Source organism: Dokdonia sp. Asnod1-B02 (assembly GCF_045063955.1).
Lineage (GTDB): Bacteria > Bacteroidota > Bacteroidia > Flavobacteriales > Flavobacteriaceae > Dokdonia.
This window is the reverse complement of sequence record NZ_JBEFNW010000002.1, coordinates 2,910,447-2,933,021: the sequence shown is the minus strand read 5'-3', so window position 1 is coordinate 2,933,021 and position 22,575 is coordinate 2,910,447. Positions and strand designations below refer to the sequence as shown.

Sequence of the window (22,575 nt, the reverse complement as noted above, 5' to 3'; positions counted from 1 at the left end):
TTTATTGGATAACAATTTTATGAGATACTTTGATATTTTCACCTTTTATAGATAGTATGTACATACCACTACTTAGTTGGTCAAAATCATGAAGTATTGTCTTATTGCCGTTGAATGAAGCTGCCTTACTCATTATTGTTTGTCCTAGTAAATTTGTGATTACCACATCTACATCACTTCCTGAAAATGCAGTAGATGTAATAGTTAATCTTCCATTTGTGATAGGATTAGGATACATAGTAAAATCAATCACTTCTTCATTTGTAGTTGATAATACCTCGCGCTGGTAGACAATCTCAAAACGATTTGTATCTACACTTGTCTCAATGTTATTATCAACTGTAAAAGCGATAGTGTTCAATCCTTCTTCCAGTAAAGTAGTTTCACCAGTGTGGTTATCTTTAAGATATGTTTCTACTTCATTTAATCCATAGACGTCAAGATCTAATGTGTAATTACTAGTGCGATATAGTGCATTGTAAAGTTGTATTTGATCATATTCAGTAGGCATAGCCACTTTATCAATGCTTAATAGGCCTCCGTCTTTTAAAACGCCCATGTTCTCATCGATATTAAAGAACTTTGAAACATCTTCTGATGTTACGTCGTTGCTGTAGCTATCACTATAAAGGATTACAAAGTTGTCTTGTAGACCTGCGTCTTCACCATAGTGTTCACTTCTATACAATCTACCTATAAGGTGTGGTGATGTTGCAATGGCATTTGATGAGTTGCTGTAAAGAGGTACTTCATTACCTGTAACTTTATCTGTTTCATTAAAGACAATCTCAGTACTACTATCTGTTACAGTAGCATCTGTTGCTGTAAAAATAGCTTGCCCAGGTTGTATGTAATGGTAGTCTTTAGAATTTGCTCCATTACTTGAGCCAGTTCCATCTAGAAGAACAGTTACATATTGTCCTCTTGAACCTAGAGTAGCATCCCATACCCAAACCTGACCAGTTCTCACATTTGTAGCAGCTGAAAGTACCGTGTTTATATTAAGAGAAGCTTGATATGGATTTCCTATAAAGTTAAAAGCTCCAGCCGTGTGGTTGAGTGTTGCGCCAGTTATGCTTACAGGAGAGGTTGCAATAGTTCCTGTTGCTCTTAACTTGGTAGCAGTGGGAGTAGCAGCGTTGCTTGTCACGTTAACATTACGATCACCTCTTACTAGAAGTCTAATTGGTTCACCAGCATTTAAGGTAGTTACATCTGTATTTGTAACACCTTGCCAAGACTGAGATGCATTATCTAATTTAAAGATAGAACCATTTCCAGAAGCCGTAGCATCAAAGCCATTTTCACCCGTTAATGAGCCTGAGATGTGAGTTCCATAACCTGGATTAGGATTCATATTATCTGTAGGGAAAGATGTCCCTGTATTATTTACACCTTCTTGCCAGTTTGTATTAATACTTGTAGTTGTGGTTACAGGGCTAGAAAGTAATCTAAAAGCCCTCCTTGCGGGAATGTATCTTTCTGTAGTTACATTACCAGAGATAGTCCCACCCGTGATAACATCAATCATTGCAGTTCTTGTAGCATCACTCAATAAGGTAAGTGTATTCCCCGTATTAAGAGTTCCATCTGTTAATGTCAATAATTTATTGATTGAAACTGCCGTGCTTAAGGTAACACCTTGAGTGGTATCACTATTATCAATTACTAAGTTGGCGATTTCAAGAGCATTACCTGTAATTTCTTGAGGAGCGCTTCCCGTCATTAAAAGCGTCCCACTTGCTCCCGAGATGTCACCCGAATTAATAAGGTCACCGTTTACATCCAGAGTTGTAGCTGCTAGATCTAATGTTGCACCGTCAAGTATCGTTACATTATTTACTACTGTATTTGCAGATAGGGTAGGAGCTCCAGAACGTACTTCGATATTGTCGTTACTTGTAGCGATACCACTTGGATCTTGCGGTGTCCAAGCTCCTGCATCGTAGATGTAGTCTGCAGCTTGAATTGTAATAGTATAATCTTCTACTTCTCCAAAAAAGCCAATCTCACAAGGGGTTGATACCCCGTTGAATTTATTGCTTACTCTCATTCTTACATTTCCTAGTGTTGCATCAATAGGTACTACAATTAGAAGTGGAGAGTTTTCGCTAGGTTGATCATTTTTATTTGTATCTGTACCTAGGTTATAAGATTCACCAGTATCTGTAAGGTCTCCATTTCTATTCCAGTCTATCCAGACAGTTGTTATGTGACTATTACCTCCTAAGGTATTAAGATGAACTAGGAGATTATGAGAAGATCCTCTAGCGAGCCTTGCTGTTTCTGTTGTAAAGTCAGAGTATGCAGGTTCGGATCCAGACGGGTTATCTATGCTTTCGAGAATAACACGTGTTATTCCATTTGCAAAATCTGTACTTCCCTCTGATGTACAATATGTCAATTGTGTGGTAAGAGTAATATTAGCGCTGTAAGGTGTGTCACTACCAGTTGCACAAGTTGATTTTACTTGAGCTTCGTAAGTTTTATCAACCTCAAGGCCTGTTATTGCTAAGCTATTTGTCGTGGTATTTATAGTCGTATAAGTTGTTGTTCCGCTTTCGCGAAAGCGTATAGTGTACATGCTACTTGCTGTTTCATTCCATGAAAGAGTAGCGCTTGTAGACCCTACAGTTGAGGCTACTAATCCATCTGGAGCTGTGGTATAAGGCTCAATTGTAACGGTTGCCGAACATGTATCTGTGTTGTTTCCAGTATCTGTCACAGTAAGTGTAACAGTATTTACCCCAACATTTGAACAATCAAACGTGTCTATGTCTAAAGTCAAACTTGCAATAGTACCATCATCTGTGGATCCATTATCTATTTGAGATGCGAGAATAGTAACAGTGCCATCTGCCCCTAAAGATGCTGTGATGTTCTGACACACAGCTGTAGGAGGCACCGTGTCGGGATCTTCTATAGTTGCTAGCAGTTCTATATTATCGATGGCCATATCACTACTAAAGCCATTACCAGTAGTTCCTACAAATCTTATTTTGATAGTTTTATTTAAGTAAGCTGTCAAATCTGCACTCTCTGAACTCCATTGGTTTTGTGCACTTCCAGTACTTCCGTTTTGAGTAAATAAAGGATTCCATGTGAAGTTTTCATCATCGAGTACCTCCACAATTAAATTCCCCATCGTATCACCAAACATGTGATAATCAAAGTTAAAAGTAGCGCTAGAAGCATTAGATAAGTCAAAGCAAGGACTCGTAAGAATTGCTGTAGCGTTATTACCAAGGTTTTCTCCGGGGGCAGCATTGTCTTCTGTAGCTTCTGTGTATAAATAGAAAGTTCCATCATTTGCTCCGTTTGGACCCGTAGTTCCAGATGGAGTGCCACCAGAATTTCTTAACCATTCTCCATCATCACCTTGATCTTGCGACCATACACCGAGACCAGATTCAAAACTTTCATTATAAGGGAAGCTTGATATAGCTGTTTCTGTACATAACTCAGGAGTATAAGCGTCTAGAGCTAAAATTTTGAAATCATCAAAAATGAAACCTGCGAAATCTGTGTTATATCCATCACGTATATTACTCACATCACTATCAAATCTAAAGCGGAGTTGCACTCCTGTTTTTCCTAATAATTCTGTATTATTTTCAAAGTCAATAAATATTTCTTCCCGTATCCACTTGTTTACGCCATTAACAATCTGATCACCATCATAAACGTAAGTTCCATTTGATTCTTGATGATTACTAGGATTACCTGGTCCTCCTTTAGTACTATTGAAGTGATTATTAACAGATGTAGGAGCAGAGGGCTTATTGTACTTACCACATAATGCAGTCCAATTAGTGCCATCTGTAGATGCTTCGAGTTGAACTAAATCAAAGTTGCGCTCTATATCCCAAAAAGCATTAAATTGTACTATATACCCTTCTGAAGTATCAAAGTTTTGTTGCGTGTTTAGGGTGGTTGTACGCACTTGATTATTACCATATGATCCGCTAGATACTATAGATATTGCATTAGTACTACCATTATATCCATCAGTATAATTCACCCAGTTACCAGTCCAATTTGAGATACCATCTGCATCTATAAGAATATTTGGATTATAATATTTACGAAACACGGCTTTGTATATGTCATAATTACTGTTACTTAGAGTAACTTCATATTCAATCAGTTCATTAGCTTGAATGCCACTATTTAAGGTAATAGGCAGGCTTACTTCTCTTTGTTCTAACTTACTCATGTTGCTCAATGCATTAACCGGTAAAGGAGTTATGCTACTAATATTTGAGCTAATAGGCGTAACTGTTAGTGTAAGATTATCAAGTGTCTGCCCTATATATTCAACGGCAAAGTCTAGTGTAGGATTTGAGCCATTTATATCGGTATTTGTAAGATCATGCAACTGAGCATAACTACCAGCAGATAAGCTGGTAATCAAATTCATGCGTAAAGCTCTTTTTGCTACAGGTACAATATGCGTAGGGTCGGGTGAGAACTCATCGCCATTTTCTGGAGTAAATGCAATAATGTTCTTTCCTGAACCTGAGCTTGTATATGAACCTCCACCAGAAGGGTTGGTCGTTACAGGTGGGCCGCCAAGCATCCAATCATTAAAATCTCCGTTTGCTTCGTATAATGTGTTAGGAGCAGAGCCGTGAATATAACGGTTGTAATGAGTTACATTTTGCATAAGCTCTTGAAATTCATCCTCACGACCAGAAGGTGCCGCAGATGTGCTGCCATTATATGAGGAAGTCACAATTGAATTTAATCCTGAATGATGATTAATTGCTACTTTTAAATCTTTAGACTGTACAAAATCTGCTATGATTTGTGTCTCTGGTTCAGAGCCTGGAGTTGGGCCTCGGTAAGTTCCTGATGTAGGGCTAGGTGATGATCCATTGTCATCTATTCCCCAGTAATATGGAGAATTTCTGTTCAGATCAACCCCTTGAGTGTATAGTCCATTACCAGTACCTGGTCTAAGATTCTTTCTTTGGTTTCCTCCACCGTTAGGAGCTTGAATACCATTATAGATATAACCGTCAGGATTTATAACAGGTATAAAATAAAGCTCCTGATTATTAATCATATTTGTGATAAGCGGGTCGACATTATAGTTTTCTAAAATATACCACATGTAGTAGATGATGTTCATCACACTACTTACTTCTCTTGCGTGAGCTGCTCCCGTAATTAATGATTGAGGTTCACTAGCTTCATCTGTGTCAGGATTATCAGATATTTTTACATACCACATAGTTTGTGGAGCTATATCTGGGTTTGTTCCGGTATATCCATGTGTCTTTTGGTTAGTTGGAGAAGCATCTTTAACCACTGAAATAATACCAGGATACATTTGCTGCATTAAAGCCAATTGATCTAAGATTTCTTGGTAGTTGTAAGCCCCTCCCATAGAACCTAGTGTAAAATTTTGAGGAGTCCAGTCAACCTCACTACAGTCATCATATTGAATGGCGCTAGGAACGCTTTCCGAACTTTGACTAAAAGATCTCGTATTTTGACCTAAATCTGCCATAGGGCTAGGAGACTTTCCTTGGCTAATACTCTTAAGTCTTTGTAATTCTATTTTAGCCTGAGGCAGATTGCGATCATTTCGTTCGCTTATGTACTCAGTTAAATTATCAATTGTAATTTGATAAGGAATATCCAATTCATTTAGAATATGAATTTCGTTTTCATTTAAGTCTAATTGTATTCCTGTAGTAACACCTTTACTACCACAAGTAAAGTCAAAACCTTTCGTATACAATAGTTTTAACGTCTCTGGATTTTTTGTTTTAATGATAACACGCTTCACGTTACCATCAGAATTTAAAGTAGTGTGGATATGATTTCCAGCTTGCGATACGTTTACTTGCCCTTGAGCTGTCGTAATGATACCAAATACAAATACAAAAATGAGGATAACAACCTTTAAGTAGGTTTGCTTCATAACAATAGTAGGTTTAAGTCAATTAAGGAATTTGGGATACCTTAATTCATTAGGGGTTTATTTTTTGAAGCTGCTAAACTAAATAAAAACCAATGATAAATGTTAATAAAAGTGTTAAATTGTGTATTTTGTAGATGATTAGTGCATTTGGTCGACATTTTGGTTATATATAAACTTTAGTACTTGTATATTTACTTGCTGGTCTAATTTATTGATATTTAGTTTTTTAAGGATTTTTTTATTGTGCTCAAAATATTTAATATTGATAAGTGAAATCCGACAATCATTCGAAAAAATAAAAGCTTATTTATAACCTATTAATAGTAATTTGCATTTCTGATTACCGTTATTTATCACGTGTAGTGCTCTTTAAATAATTCATTATGAGAATCCCACATATATATTCGTTACTTCTAGGAATCCTTGTTGTTGTCCTATTTCAATCTTGTCAAGATGATGTAGATGATGTGAGTCTTAACCAAAATATTGAAGTAGCTGATGTTATAGATACTTCAATAATAGTTACAGATCCTACTACACAGCTCATCACAGATTGGAATACACTATGGTTAGAAATAGACCGGTATGCTTATGGGATGAGACCTGTTGCTACTGCCAGATCCTTAGCTTATATACATCTCGCAGCTTATGAAGTAGCAGTTGCAGATATAGATGGAAACCAGTCTAACGTAAATAATCTTGATGGATTAATTATTGATTTTAATGAGCGTCCAGATAATGTAGACATCAAAGTAGCTTTGAATACTTGCTATGCACTAGTTTTTGATCATTTCATGTATAATGTGCAAGGTGATATAGATGTGAAAATTGGCCAACATAAGAATGCTCAAGAAACTAGACTTCAAGAAGGTTTAAGTGCAGATGTAATTACAAATTCTGTTGCCTGGGGAGCCTACGTTGCAGAACAAGTAATTGCATACAGTCAAACTGATACCGCAGCAGAATCTCAAATAATAGAACCACAACCCTATGCTTATGAACCTCCTGCAGGCGAAGGCTACTGGACGTACAGTGCAGATGAAGAACGAGCTTGGTTTCCTTACTGGGCAAGTGCAAGGACATTTGTAATAACATCAGAAGAGACATCGAGTGTGCCGCCAGCAATTAATTATAGCACTAATGTAGATAGTGATTTTTATAATGAAATGATGGAAGTATATACCATCAACAATGCAGCAAGAGAAGAAGATAATGATGACCTCTGGGTAGCAGAGTTCTGGTCTGACGATGTAGAAGGTCTCATGATGAGTCCTCCTGGTCGTCAAATTTCTATTGCAAATCAATTGATAGATCAAATGGATGTGAGTTATGAGCAATCACTTATGATGCTTTTAAAGTTAGGCTTTTCATTGAACGATGCTGCTGTTTCCACTTGGGCAGATAAGTATGAGTATATGGTGATGCGCCCTAGTGTATATATCCAAGAGCATATAGACCCAACTTATCAAACCAATTTATATAGATTTATTAATTGGCCTAATCCGTCATTCCCAGGGTATCCATCGGGTCATTCTGCATTTTCTTCGGCGGCAGCTGGTGTATTTATCAATGAGTTTGGAAACACTATAAATTTTACAGACAAAACGCACGAAGGTAGAACCGAGTTTAGAGGAGCGCCGAGACAATATAATTCGCTTTCAGAAATGGCTCAAGAAAGTGCTTTTTCAAGACTTCCACTAGGAGTACACGTGAGAATGGATTGCACAGAAGGATTACGTCTGGGTTATGAAATATCTGATGCCGTAAATGCTTATAACCTTAGTGAATAGTGTTACGCTTTCGCGAAAGCGTGAATACTTGAATTTAAGACTGTTTATTTAGAGAAACTTAATGAGAGTAGTTGGACCTTGATTAGTGAGTTGATAAGTATTATTAGTCAATGCAAAGGTCAGAGCACATAGTAAGAACGTTATTGATGTAAATATATATAGGCTAACTTGGGTTTTATCAAATAGAGTTGCTTATAGTTTTAGGCATAATACCCTTATATGGCTTAGGAATTAGTAAAGAATCATCCCAAACATAAAGCGGTTCCACATTTATAAGTCTATCTTCCATAACTTCTATAGCCGAATACATTTCGCTTAGATTTTTTTTCTGAGGATTTCTTCTCATGGCTTTTTCCAGAATTTCTTTTCTTTCTTGAATAAAAAAATCATACTGAGGGTGACTACACAGTTTCCAAATGATCATTTTTTTTTCAATAAGCCGATGACTTAAAATTTCTGCTAGCTCAGAGGGTACAGAAGTTTCTATAAAAGGTAGTAGGGATCGTAAATCTGACCAGTACTGAAAAAAAGGCACTGCATCATTTTTCCAAAATTGCTCTAACAATGATTTTAGTTTTCGCAAATCCTTTTTAGAATTAATAGTCAAGGGAAAATTACTATAAGTCTTTTCTCCTAAGGTTTTATTGAATAGTATGTTATGTTGATATGGACGCATATCTGAATGTGAATTATCACTATGAAGTGGATTAAGTAATTCATGGAGGTGTAAATAATAAATATTTAAATTAATTAAAGGGATAGTTTTCGAGTTAGGATCATTATTAAAACCAAAACCACCACCAATTATACAACGCTTATATCTATCATCATATTCATATCCGAAATAGTTATTATCTCTATAATAGAATATGGATTCCTTACTCAAATTTAAATTCTCAAGCTCTGATATTATTTCTGTTCGAGTCATATTAATTAGTATTAAATCCGATATCGTTCACTACAATAGTCTCAATGATATTTGATCCACTAAAGATACTTTAACTCGCTGTGGTAGAAAAGTAAGCTCTCTTATGAATGGAGTGGCTATTAATATGATAAGTGGTTGTTACGCTTTCGCGAATGCGTGATTCAAACCCTCCTCTTATTATATTTTCCATTTTACTAAATCGAAATAGTTAAGTCTAATCGTTACTCTTAATTACTTTTGAAGGTGGTACATTAAAAAGAATTAAACAATATATAATTGTCCATTCTCCTTAAGAAAAGCGGATTAGTTATGAAGAGATGTACGATTGACTTTAATCTTGCTCCATAGGTCATAGATTCAAACAGTTTTATAATACTACTTAAGATTATAAAACTGTCCAAACCTTAGGTTACTGGATAATTAATTTTTTGAGAACTGTATTGTTTGGAGTTTCTAGTAATATAAAATATACCCCTGAGGCTACTGATAAGTTATAAGTTTCTTGATATGTATCTTGATTATCGAGATATCTTTGATCAACAGGAACATTATTTGAAAGACCAAATACCTTAACACTTAGAGGCATTACTTCTTTTAATTCTACGTCAAGCGTAAACTCACCCGAGGTCGGGTTAGGATATATCAAAAATGACTTGACAGTAGGATCATCATTCGACTCTAACTCTACATCAAATTCTTGACCTTCTATAATAATAATACGCTTAGTTTGATATTCTGTACAATTACCATTTGTAACTTTCAAAGTAAGGTCATATTCACCTGTGGCGCTAAAACTAAGTTCAACATAGTCCGTACCCATTTCAAGAACATTTGCATCTTCAGGAAGTATCCATTCTACGGTATCAGGAAAAGGGTCGCTCACTTGAACAATAACAAATGGTTGATCAATAAATGCCTGAGTAGAAACTAAGAACTCTGCATTAATAGGTTCTTCTACAGTTAAAACAGATATTTCATCTGTTACAATACACCCACTTGTGTTTGTTGCAATTACGGTGTAAGTTCCTTCTTCAGATAAGACGACTTGTGGGTCGCTACTTGTAAAACCATTATCTGAAGTCCAAATGTAAGACAATCCATTTGCAATAGTTGCATCTAACTCTACAGTTTGGTCTAAACATAATGTGGTATCTGGGCCTAAGTTCAAAATAGTTTCAGCGGGTTCTGTAATTTCATATGTTTCAATAATTTCACAGCCTTTGCTATCAATAATTGAAACTTGATAGATTCCAGCAACTAGGTTATTTGTAGTATTAGATGAACCACCGTTATCCCATATGTATGTATATGGAGGTGAGCCACCCGCGGGAGCTAGCTGTATACTACCGTCGTCCCCATCAAAACATGTTGTATTTACAGTAGTAGCATTTGCTGTTAAGGCAGGAGGTGGAACAAGTGTGATTGTATTACTTGTAACACAACCATATTGATCGGAAATACTAAGCGTATATTCTCCAGGTAAAACATTTGTAAGATTTGGTGATATATCTCCATTACTCCAGATATAGTTATATCCCGGTATTCCTCCTGTAACTGTTGATATTATCTCCCAATCATTTTGATCTCCACATAAAACAAAGTCAGCCTCAAGAGTAAGTGATAAAGCATCTGGCTCAGATATTTCAATAACATCACTTACGGCTACATTATTATTTGCATCTGTAACCACAACGTAATATGAACCTGCGATAAGGTCATCAACAGAAGGGTTTGTATCTACAAGAGCCATAGTTGTATTATCAAACCACTCGAAATTATAATCATTTGCAGAGTTTGAAAAAGGAACTCCTCCTGTCGCCATTACAGAAATAGATCCTGATGCATCACCGTTACAAAGAATTATAGCAGTGATATTAGTATCAAGTATGAGAGGTTGAGGTTCTAAAACCTCAAAATCAGTTGGTATAATAGTACATCCATTTGCATCAGTAACGGTTAGCGTGTATATACCTGCAGTTACGTCATCGATGGTGTCTATAGTAGATACTATTTGACCAGAAGCATTAGACCACTGGTAGGTGTAGTCTAAGGAGCCGCCGGAGATTATAACAGAAACACTACCGTTACTCAATCCATTACCAGTTGTATTTATAATAATACTATCAGAAATGACTAGTTCATTAGGTTGAGAGACTGTAACTGGTGTATTTATAATAGAACCGTTAGTATTATAAGTACATCCAAGATTATCTCTAACTCTTATTTCATAATTACCTTGCGATATATCAGTAATAATAGTTGAATCATTATCGTCAAAATCTGTCCAAGTAGTAGGATAAACTTGCCCAACGCGTCTATAGATATATTGATAGCTACCACTACCACCCGTTGCATTTATAATTATAGTCCCATTAACATCATTGAAACAAAGAGCATCTGTCGTGGAAGCACTTACTTGAATAGCATCTGGTTCAACAATAGTTATAGGAGCACTTATCTCCACTAAATCTCTCCCGGTATCTGTTACCATAATATAGTAAGAACCAGCGCCTACATTAATAGAGCTTGCGGTTTCTCCAGTAATTACGGAATTAGTAATTGCATTAAACCACTGATAATTATAGGTGTTTGTAGTAACTACGTTTAGTATAACGGTATCATCTGTACAAGTGATTACGCCTGTTTGACTGATATCAGAAATAAGAGTAGCCGGTAAACCAACAATAAAGGTTTCTGAAACCTCGCAAGATGCTCCACTACTATCAGTTGCCGTTACTGTATATACCCCAGCAGATAAGTTATTGAGTTCATGATTAACTCCTTCAATCACGGTAGCTACATTTATACCACTTTGATCAATCCAATTATAGGTAAATGGAGCAACTCCTCCAAAAATGCTTAAACTAATACTTCCATCATTACCTTCAGGGCTAGGCATTTGAACAACGCTATTGTTTATTCCATAAGGTAAAGGTTCGTTAACGACAAAGCTTTCTACAAGCTCACAAGACATATCAATCTGGTCCTTTATAGTAACCGTATATGTTCCACCAGATAAGCCAGAAGCTATCGTTGTGGTATTTGTTGGGTTATAATCCCAAGTGACATCATAGGTGCCAGAACCTCCGGTAATTGACAGCTCGATTGATCCATTACCTTCGTTGTAACAACTTACATCTGTGATTATTTCGCTTAAAGCTAAAGCCTCAGGTTGTACAAAATTAATAACTTCTGAGAGTTGATTATTAAATGAATCTGTAATAAGTAGATTGTACACGCCAGCCATGACATTACCAGAATTTGCAGTACTACTTATTTCATTATTATTAGCATCTGTCCATGAGTAAGTGAACTCAGGAGTACCTCCACTAACAATAGCTTCTAGGCTCCCTTCACCACCATAACAAGTAATATCACTCTCGATAATCTCTACACTTAATATGTTAGGCTCTGTTACTATAAAGTTTGTAGGTTCAATAGTACATCCACTCGCATCAGTAACATTTAAAGTATAGTTGCCTGCAGCGATATCATCAATAATAGATATATCAGAATCGATAACAGTTCCAGAACTATCTGTCCATAAGTAAGTGTAAGGGGAGGTGCCTCCGGAAATGGTAACAGTTATATTTCCGTTTTCTAGGCCGTTACCTGTTGTATTTGTTATCGTAGTGTCAGAGATAAGTAATTCATTAGGTTGTGTGATAACGACGTCAATGTCTGTAATTGTTCCATTGCTATTATTAAAAGTACATAAAGCATTATCTCTTACTCTTACTTGATAATTACCCTGTGAGAGATTATTGATGGTAGTAGCAGAGTTATTATCAAACTGTGTCCATGCTGTTGGATAATTTTCACCCACGGCTCTATATACATACTCATAACTTCCAGATCCTCCTATAGCATTAATTATAAAAGCTCCATTTGACTCTTCAAAGCAAACTACATCAGTTGTGGTAACACTTGCCTGAACAGCATCAGGTTGAGAAATAATAATAGGAGCACTAAGTTCTGTTATAGACTGTACCGCATCATACACCTCTACATAATACGTACCCGCAGCTACTTGAACAATAGGTGTATCTAGGCCGGTAATTAAAACAGCAGGAGTAACAGATGCATCATACCATGCGTAAGTATTTACACCCGTATTTGTAGTAACAGTAATTTGTCCATCATTACCTCCGTAACAAGTTACTTCTCGCGTTTGGTCGACAGCGACTAATAGTTCTCCAGGAAGACCTAAAGTAAATGTATTTATAAGCTGGCAGTTAAAAGGGCTACTATCTGTTACTGTTAATGTATAATCTCCCTCAGCTAGTCCAGAAATTGAATTTGTACTATTTGCAGTAGTACTCGTAACGGCGTTACCGCTTTCATCAACCCAGTCAAATGTAAATGGGGCAGTACCTCCAAAAACATTCAAGCTCACCGTACCATCATTATTAGTAGATGATGGTGTAGTTACCATAATATTATTTAAACCATAAGGTTCAGGTTCTTCTATGGTAAAGGTTTCTGTAAGTATACAATTAGAATCAATACCATCTTTTATAGTTACAGTATACGTTCCGCCAGATAAACCAGAAGCTATTGTAGTGGTATTAGTCTGACTATAATCCCAAGATATATCATAGTTTCCAGAACCTCCAGTTATTGAGAATTCTATAACTCCGTTTGAATCATTGTAACAACTTACATCTGTAATTATTTCGCTTAAAGCTAAAGGATCTGGTTCTGTAAATTCAATAACTCGTGAGAGTTCATTATCAAATGCATCTTTTATAAGTAAGTTGTAAATACCAGCTGTAATACTGCCAGTATTTGAAGAATTGCTTATCACATTACTATTAGAATCTGTCCATGAATAAATGTACTCAGGAGTACCTCCACTAGCTGTTGCTTCTAAGTTTCCTTCTCCGCCATTGCATGTAATGTCAGTCTTGATAATCTCAACGTCTAGAGCAAGGGGCTCTGTTACCTCAAACTCTGTAGGACTTATAGTACATCCATTTGCATCAGCAATGTTTAAAATATAAGTACCTGCAATTAGATTATTAATTGTTGCAACATCGGAATTTATAACAGCTCCAGAGCTATCTGTCCATAAAAAAGTATAAGGTGAAGTACCTCCAGTTATTGTTACAGAAACGCTTCCATTATTTAATCCATTTCCAGTTGTGTTTACAATTGTTTCACTGTCAATTACAAGGACCTGGGGTTCTGATATAGTGACTGGTATGTTTACTATGGTTCCGTTGTTATTATAAGTGCATCCCAGATTATCTCTTACTCTAATCTCATAGTTACCTTGTATTAAGCCCGTGATTGTAGTAGAAGCACCATTTTCAAAATCTATCCAAGTAGTAGGATAACTTTGACCAACTAATCTATAAATATACTGGTAGCTATCGCTTCCGCCATTTGCATTAATGACTATCGAACCATTGGCATCTTCAAAACACAGTGCATTCGTGGCTACAACACTAGCCTGCACAGCCGCTGGCTCAATAACAATAGTCGCAGTACTAATTTCTGTTAAGTCTCTAACATTATCAATAACTCTCACATAGTAAGAACCACCTCCTACAGTAATTGAAGCTCCAGTTTCATTAGCTATTGCAGTATCAGTAATAGCATCAAACCATTGGTACGTATATGTACCTGTTGTATTCACATTTAAGGCGACTGTATCTGTAGCGCAAGTAATCGTTCCAGATTGATTAATTTCAGTGATAAGTGTAGCAGGTAGACCTACGATATAGGTTTCATTCACAATACAAGAAGCTCCACTGCTATCTGTTACAGTAACTGTATAGATTCCAGCGGCTAGGTTATTTATTTGATGATTAGCACCTTCAGTCATAGTACTTATAAGTGTTCCATCTTGATTAACCCATTCATAAGTGAAAGGTGCGACACCTCCAAAAACACTTAAACTTATACTTCCATCATTATCAGACACACTTGGCATCTGGACTATATTATTATTTATTCCGTAGGCTCCTGGTTCATCTATAACAAAAGTTTCTGTTAACGTACATGAGGCATCTAATTGATCTACAATTGTAACTACATAAGTTCCCCCCGTTAGTCCTAAGGCACTCTGAGATATATTATTTGTATCATAATCCCATGAAATATCATAATTATTGGATCCGCCGGTAATTACAAGTTCGATAGCACCATTTGACGCATTGTGACAGCTCACATGAGTAAGTTGTGAGCTTAATGAGATGGCATCAGGTTGTGAAAAGAAATATCCTATAATCGATGCCGAATTATCATTTGCGTCATATACTGTTAGATCATATGCACCGGAAACTACGGTCCCAGAATTTATAGCTGTGCTAATTTCTATACCAGATTCATCTTTCCAAGAGTACGTGTAAGGAGCTATTCCTCCATTTGCATCAGCTTCAAGACTTCCTGTGCCTCCATTACAAGTAATATCAATATTGTTTATTGCTACTGTTAACAAACTTGGTTCTTTAATTTCAAAGTCTGTAGGTGCAATTGTACAACCATTTGCATCTACAACCGTTAGTGTGTAGATACCAGCAGTTTGATTTGTAATATCATTGCTATTTGAAATGACAGAGCCTGCACTATTTGTCCACGTGTATTCATAAGCTGGAGTTCCTCCAGACACAATAACAGATACACTACCATTACTTAATCCACTTCCTGTGGCATCAGTTATTGTAGAATCACTAATTGAAAGTGAATTTACAGGTTCGCTTATGGTAATAAAAACCTCCTCAGATTGACAGGTGTTTGAATCTGTAACCGTGACAGAATACTCACCAGCTGGTATTCCAGATATGTCTTCTGAGGTAGCCCCATTGCTCCACGCATAAAAATAGGGCGCACCGGTAGTTTTAGGAGTCCCTCCAGTAACAGTAATATCTATTTCTCCAGTCAATTCTCCTTTACAGAGAATGTCCGTGTGGATTTCTGAGACTACTATTTTAGATGGGGCAGTAACAATGATATTATTGCTGCTAGCTTCATTGCCGTTATCATCCATTACATTAAGTGTATAGATTCCAGCAGGACTGTCTATGAGATTATCTAAGGTAGAGAGCACATTTCCTGGCTCACTATTTAAGTACCAAGAATAATTGTAAGGAGGTACTCCTCCTGAAACTACAGAAGTTATATCTGTGGTACTATCACCAAAACATAAGTTTAGATTTGCTTGGTCTATTGATTCTATAATCAATAAGTCAGGTTCAGTGAGGGTAAAGCTGTCAGTCATTGTACAATTATTACTGTCGGTAACAAGTACATTGTAAGTTCCGGCGCTCAGAGCATCTAGATCTTCCGTTATTGCAGTAAACGTTACATCTCCATCTTTACTCCATAAAAACGAATAGCCAGTAGTACCACCACTTACAGATATGTCTATTGAACCATTGTTAGTTTCAAAACCAGTAAGGTCTACTTTGCTTTCCTCAGTTATTAATAAAGGAGCATTAGGTTGTTCTATAGATAACGCGCTAGATGATATTGTACAACCATTAAAATCGGTAACGGTAAGTGTGTAGGTTCCGGTTGTAACATCTAGAAGATTTTTTGTATTTCCTACTACATTATTAAGATCATCTCTCCATTCATAGGTATAAGGGCCTGTCCCTTCAGAAACATTTAGTGTTATACTTCCAGTGTCTTCCCCAAAACATGCAACGTCCTGAATAACTATGTTTGAAATTGTAATAAGAGTAGGTTCTATAAAAATATAACTATCAGTATTGCTGGCCCCATTACCATCTGTTACCGTCACTTCATATTCCCCAGCACCCACATTTTGTAATTGCGATGTGGTAGCAGTTGAGTTTGCAACATCTACAAAAGTTCCACTTATCAATTCTTTCCATTGATAATTATATGACGGTGTTCCTCCGGTTGCAATGGCATCAAGAATACCAGAAAGATTACCATTACAATCTATTTCCGTATTAACTGCAATTTCAATATCTAAAAAGCTAGGCTCCGTTAGTGTAAAAGTTTGAGTGGTAGTACAGCCTTCATTGCCAGATCCTGTATAATATTGTCCATCTGTAACTATAATTGTATATGTGCCAGCAGTAAGACCAGATATGTCTTCTGTAACACTATTAAAGGAGGCGTCCCCATCTTTTGTCCAGCTAAATGTATAACCAGGAGTTCCTCCAGAAACAGTAATATCAATACCACCGGTATCTTCTCCATTGATTAGAATGTCTGTTTCTGTAAAATTAGTTATAGATAATGCACTTGCTGGTTGAGTAATAGCAATAGGAGTGTCCACGGTGATGCTACACATGTTTCCATCACGCACAGTTAGTATATAGTTGCCAGCAGCTAAGTTGAAAATATCACTTGTAGTTGCTATGATAGGTGTTGCACCCTGTAATCTCCATTCGTAAGATAAACTCCCAGTTCCTCCACTTGCTGAAATTTCAATAGAGCCATTTGCACCATCAAAACATGAAACGTTTTTTACAGTAGGATTTGATAGGGTAATTAAAGAAGGCTCAGAGAGTGTTATAGATGTGCTGTCGTTAATTCCAAATGCGTCTGTTACTTGGACTTTATATTCTCCAGGCACAGCATTAGTATAAATTGCGGTTGTAACACCTGTATCAACAAAAGATGAACCATTAAAAATAAACCACTCATAAGTATAAGATCCACTACCACCAGATCCAGATGCTTCTAATGTTCCTAAATCACCATTACAATCTATTGAAGTTGTAATATCTACCATTGCTTCAACAGGTTGAGGGTCTGTAAGTATATCAGTAAAAGTTGCAGTACATCCTGCCGCATCTGTTACGGTAAGTGTATAATCACCATCTTCTACATCGATAAGATCTTCATCTACGCCCACTTGGACACTATTAAGTGTCCAGCTATAGGTATAAGGGTTTCCGGTTTGATTTTCTGTTCCACCAGCAACATCAACTTTTATAAAACCATCAGAAAGTCCCACTCCAGTAGGGTTTTGTATACCAGAAGTTTCTAAGGTGATTGCTAGATCTTCTGCGGGTTCAACAATCTCTATTATGCGATCTAATGTTGAAACATTATCTGGGCAGTTGTTTGAGTCTTCAATGTTAAGTATGTAGACACCAGCTGTTAAATTTGTGAGGTTTTGAGTAGAGGCAAATGCACTACCGGCTTTAGTCCAGTTAAAAGTATAAGTCCCGTCACCACCAGATACATTAATACTTATAGCTCCATTATTTCCTCCTTTACAAGAGACGTCTGTCTTTGTGTTTAGAGTAAACGTAACAGGGGTAACATTATTGATAGTAAGAACAGAAGATAGTATGGTTGCATTTCCAGAACCATTATTATCTGTCACTTCTACTTTGTAATTACCTGGATTAAGATTAGGTGATGTATAATCTGTTGTAGGGTTTATCGTTAGGGGTGATCCTTCATTCACATATATGTTTGAACTTGGTGTGATTTCTTTTAGGAGTTGGTAGCTATAATTGACTATCCCACCTTGTGCTCTTACTTTAATGGTACCAGTATCTCCATTACAATCAGGTTGATTAACAACTTCAAAAGCATCATTAAATTCAAATACGGGAGGTTGAGTTATTTCAATGTTTTGTAGTATTTCAGTACAGCTACCGTTAAGGTTAGAAACTTCAACAGAATAAGAATTTGTTCCTGTTCCCGCAATTAATGTAGAAAAATTTATATCATAGAATCCGGAACCAGATGTTCCATTTACTGTAGCACCGGTATATACAATGTTATTTCTTCTTAGTATGATATCATAAGGTATAGATGAAATTGAACCAGTGATTCCACCAGTGATTCCTCCAGTAATTCTGACAGTGAAGTACCCATCGTTTCCTCCAAAAATAGTAACATTCCCTTCATTAGGAACTAACTCATCTATAGTTATGGCGGCTGGCTGTTCAAAATTAACCGTTACAATTTTATCATCATCTGCTTGGTATGACGTAGTGACGGTTGTTTGCGCTTTCGCGAAAGCAAAAACAAATAAAAGTAAACTTAGAAGGAAGTAATTCTTTTTCATAAGATTATAGTCTTTGTGTGCAATCATTTTGATCAAACACTTGAATATTGTAACTGTTAGGACCTAGATTTTGTATACTGGTAGTTGTACTTGAGAAATTTACGGGAGCACCTCCATTTATAGTGTATTTATAAGGAGCTGTACCAGGACTGCTGGAATCTATATTAATAATAATTTCCCCATCATTTGCAGCAAAACAGCTTATGTCATTTGCAGAAATGGTGTAAGCCATAGGATCTGGACTCCCTATGGTAATAGGTCCAAAGGTTCTATCACAACCATTAGGTAATGTCTGATAAGTGAGATAGTAGTTGTCTGGATTGAGATTTTCAGGCCATGAATAATTGGAGCCATTTATAGTTTCTGTGCGAGTAAATAACGGGCCCGAAGTGCTCCCTTTTCGTAGGTTAAATAATAGTTGATCACCAGCTATATTTGAATCGAAGTTCAAATTGAAACTACCGTCATTTGTATAAACACAATTTGTTTCAGCAACAGTTAAATTCTGTATTCCAGGAGTTTTAGGAGCTATAGTGATGGTGTGGATAGGAGAATAGTACACTGCATTAGAAAATTGAGCTTCTACCGTGTATTGAACTTTTAGTATACCTGTAAAATAGGTATCTGGATTGGTTCCAAAAATATCAGTAACAGAGGCATCTAGAGGATAGGTATTTCTATGGTTAGGTAATAGCGCCCATTGTCCATTATCTCTTTCATATTTCCAAGTTAGAAAAGGAATTGTTGTAGAGCTTCCATTATAGAAGTCAAATAAAGGTGCATCATCACAAACCGCGCCAGTGGGTGTTACAGATGACGGGACATAAATAGCAATATAATTTAAGGGTAAACAAGTATCCCCTACATCATCAGGGCCTAGGTCTGATGGTCCATTGTAAATGATTCTCTTGTAGCTGTTGAGAGTGATGTTTTGATTATAGTCAAGATCTCCAGTGTCTCCAGGGAAAGGTGAACTAATTTGACAGTAATAGTCAAAATCACCAAGGGAACCACTTTGATCGAACCTTGTGTCATCAGTATACCCCATTCTATAATCTATAGCTAATTGTATGGCGTCGTCAGATCGTGTACTTACGCCCTCATTCTCTGTGTATAAGAAATCTGCATAAAAATCACCGAAGAAATCAGTATGAGTAGCATTTGCTTCGTTATGAGTTGCTTCCTTTAATAGCACATATAATTTGTTCTGAGCTACGAGCGAGCTAGAAAACAGGAGAAATATAATATTATGTATTTTATAGTATTTCATTTATAGTCTTTGTGTGCAATCATTTTGATCAAACACTTGAATATTGTAACTGTCAGGACCTAGATTTTGTATGCTTGTATTAGTACCAGAAAAGTTGACGGGAGTACCTCCATTTATAGTGTATTTATATGGGGGTGTACCAGGATTGCTCGAATCTATATTGATGATAATTTCCCCATCATTTGCAGCAAAACAGCTTATGTCATTTGCAGTAATGGTGTAAGCCATGGGATCTGGACTACCTATGGTAATAGGTCCAAAGGTTCTATCACATCCATTAGGTAATGTTTGATAGGTGAGATAGTAGGTGCCTGGATCAAGATTTTCAGGCCATGAATATGTAGAGCCATTTATAGTTTGCACATCATAAAATAAAGGTCCTCCAGGCGTTCCTTGACTAATATCAAAACTAAGTGTGTCACCAGAAATATTTGAATCAAAAGTGATTTCAAAACTACCATCACCATCTGAAGCATATGAGCAACTGGTGTCTTTCGGAGTGAAATTCTGTATTCCAGGAGTTTTGGGTGCAATAGTCAGCGTGAATACGTCAGATAAGTACACTGCGTTAGAAAACTGAGCTTCTACCGTGTACTGAACTTTTAGTACACCTGTAAAATAGGTATCTGGATTGGTTCCAAAAATATCAGTAACAGAGGCATCTAGAGGATAGGTATTTCTATGGTTAGGTAATAGCGCCCATTGTCCATCATCTCTTTCATATTTCCAGGTTAGAAAAGGAATTGTTGTAGAACCACCGTTATAAGATTCAAACAAAGGCGCATCATCACATATTGCACCGTCAAAAGTGGCACTAGGAGGAATATAAATTGCTATGTAGTTTAAGGGTAAACAAGTATCCCCTACATCATCAGGGCCTAAGTCTGATGGGCCATTGTAAATGATTCTTTTGTAGCTGTTGAGAATGATATTTTGGTTATAGTCTAGATCTGTTACATCTGCTGGGAAGGGTGAGCTAGGAGCGCAAATATAAGAGAATTGACCACAGACAGATCCACCACAATTATTATTAGTGTCATCGTTATATCCCATTCTGTAATCAATGGCTAATTGTATAAAGTTATCAGACCGAGTGCTCTCACCTTCATCTTCTGTAAAAAGCCATCCAGCTTCAAATTCATCAAAATTTTGATTTTGCATTGAGTAGGCCGCGTTGTGAGTTGCCCTCCTTGATAACACATATAATTTGTTCTGAGCCACAAGGGAGCTAGAAAACAGTAGAAAAAGAATGATATGCAGTTTATTGTTTTTCATTATTGTCATTGTCTTTCAGTACATGCATTAGAATCAAATACTTGAATAGTAGTTTCTCCAGCAATAAAACTTGATATGGTAGTACTATTTCCAGAAAAATTCCCTGTATTTCCATTGCCCAATACATAATTGTATGGTGGTGTACCTATACTTCCATTGTTATTTGGGTTTATGGTAAGTCGTATTTTTCCATCGTCTGCATCATTACAGGTGATTTCAGATTCTATTTGCACGCTATATTCTAGGGGTGGGGGAGATCCAATAGTTATAATTATAGGTGGATCACCTATTCCTGGAACTAACTCTGCGCTAGGCAATTTTTGATATGTTAAGCGGTAGGTGCCCGGATTTAAGACTGCCTCAGTACTTCCTGTTATTGTAGACCAAGCTACACTAGAGCCGTTTACAAGTGCACTGCTCTCATTTAAAAACTCATCTTCTGGGAAAGAAAATAAATTAAATCTTAAATTTTCATTTATTGTCTCCGTAAAGTTAATGGTAAAATCACCTAGCTCATAGGCACATAAAGGGTCTTGTTTGACTACTGAGGAATATTCTGGAGAACTTTCAGTTATAGTATAACTTACTATGTTAGAAAGAACTCCATCGCCATAGTCAAGTTGAAACCTCACTACAAAAGGTACTTGTGGTAAATTAGGTATTAAATCTACATCTATAGTTGCCCCACTTTGTGGACGAGAAGGTTGTGCTTCACCTGGGCAGGCATTGGGCGCAAAAATATTTCCGCTTTGACATGCACTAATAAGTTGCTCATAAGGATCAGAGCCTATCTGGTATAGCACCCTAAATGTGGAGGGTTGGGCATTTTGTGGATCTAAAACAATTAAATCATTTAAGCCTACAGTAGACTGTTCTTCAGTAGGTATTGGTAAATCACGCAAATGCCATACTTCAAAAAATTGAGGGATATTAGTATTTGAAATGGAGCCAAAGCTACATGCATTAAATAGATTAGTTATTTCCCTTACATACGAATTGCCAACTGTTGTAGATGGTATATTCACTGTTGTAGAAAATGTTGTGGCCGGGTTACCATTAATATCGGTACAGGATACTGGATCAGATCCTCCATTAGATCCTGAACTTAGATAAGTATTAGTAATAACTTGAAAATTATTAGGAAAGGGAGAACTAAAAGATTTTGCATTAGAACTCTGACTATTTGAGTTAAATGCTGTGGCAGAAACTATCGTATTATTGTTTACGGATACGGAGGCTCCTTGCCCATCGAGGTTAGAGTTCGTAGGAGCTAGAACAGCCACATTTGCCTTTGCTCTATACTGACTATGTGCACTGTATACACATGACAAAAGAACTATAAAAAAGAATGATGTACTTTTTATTTTCATT

Annotated in this window: 7 protein-coding genes; 1 reads left to right on the top strand and 6 read right to left on the bottom strand. The window is 36.6% G+C overall.

Translation table 11 applies throughout. The features are described 5' to 3' along the window. Position 1 precedes the first annotated feature (1 nt). A complete protein-coding gene (locus ACJJVU_RS13095; RefSeq protein ID WP_405226270.1) occupies positions 2-5,932 on the bottom strand; it encodes a M14 family zinc carboxypeptidase in 5,931 nt (1,976 codons plus the stop codon). Between the two features lie 383 nt (positions 5,933-6,315). Here ACJJVU_RS13095 and ACJJVU_RS13090 point away from each other — a divergent pair, with 383 nt between their 5' ends. After that, positions 6,316-7,722, top strand: coding sequence for a vanadium-dependent haloperoxidase (locus ACJJVU_RS13090; RefSeq protein ID WP_405226267.1), 1,407 nt, complete (start codon positions 6,316-6,318; stop codon positions 7,720-7,722). A gap of 178 nt (positions 7,723-7,900) precedes the next feature. Here the strand turns inward: ACJJVU_RS13090 and ACJJVU_RS13085 are convergent, their stop codons facing one another. The 5 genes from ACJJVU_RS13085 to ACJJVU_RS13065 form a co-directional block, all read right to left on the bottom strand. Then, entirely contained in the window at positions 7,901-8,650 is a 750-nt protein-coding gene (locus ACJJVU_RS13085) for a hypothetical protein (RefSeq protein ID WP_405226264.1), read from the bottom strand. 409 nt (positions 8,651-9,059) lie between these two features. Further along, on the bottom strand, positions 9,060-18,659 hold the full coding sequence (locus ACJJVU_RS13080) for a T9SS type A sorting domain-containing protein (RefSeq protein WP_405226261.1): 9,600 nt from the start codon (positions 18,657-18,659) through the stop codon (positions 9,060-9,062). Between the two features lie 4 nt (positions 18,660-18,663). Beyond that, positions 18,664-19,929: a SprB repeat-containing protein gene (locus ACJJVU_RS13075; RefSeq protein ID WP_405226258.1), complete on the bottom strand. Its 1,266-nt coding sequence runs from the start codon at positions 19,927-19,929 to the stop codon at positions 18,664-18,666. Further along, a complete protein-coding gene (locus ACJJVU_RS13070; RefSeq protein WP_405226255.1) occupies positions 19,930-21,090 on the bottom strand; it encodes a SprB repeat-containing protein in 1,161 nt (386 codons plus the stop codon). It lies immediately after the preceding gene. Positions 21,091-21,209: 119 nt separating this feature from the next. Next, positions 21,210-22,574, bottom strand: coding sequence for a hypothetical protein (locus ACJJVU_RS13065; RefSeq protein WP_405226252.1), 1,365 nt, complete (start codon positions 22,572-22,574; stop codon positions 21,210-21,212). Position 22,575 lies beyond the last annotated feature (1 nt).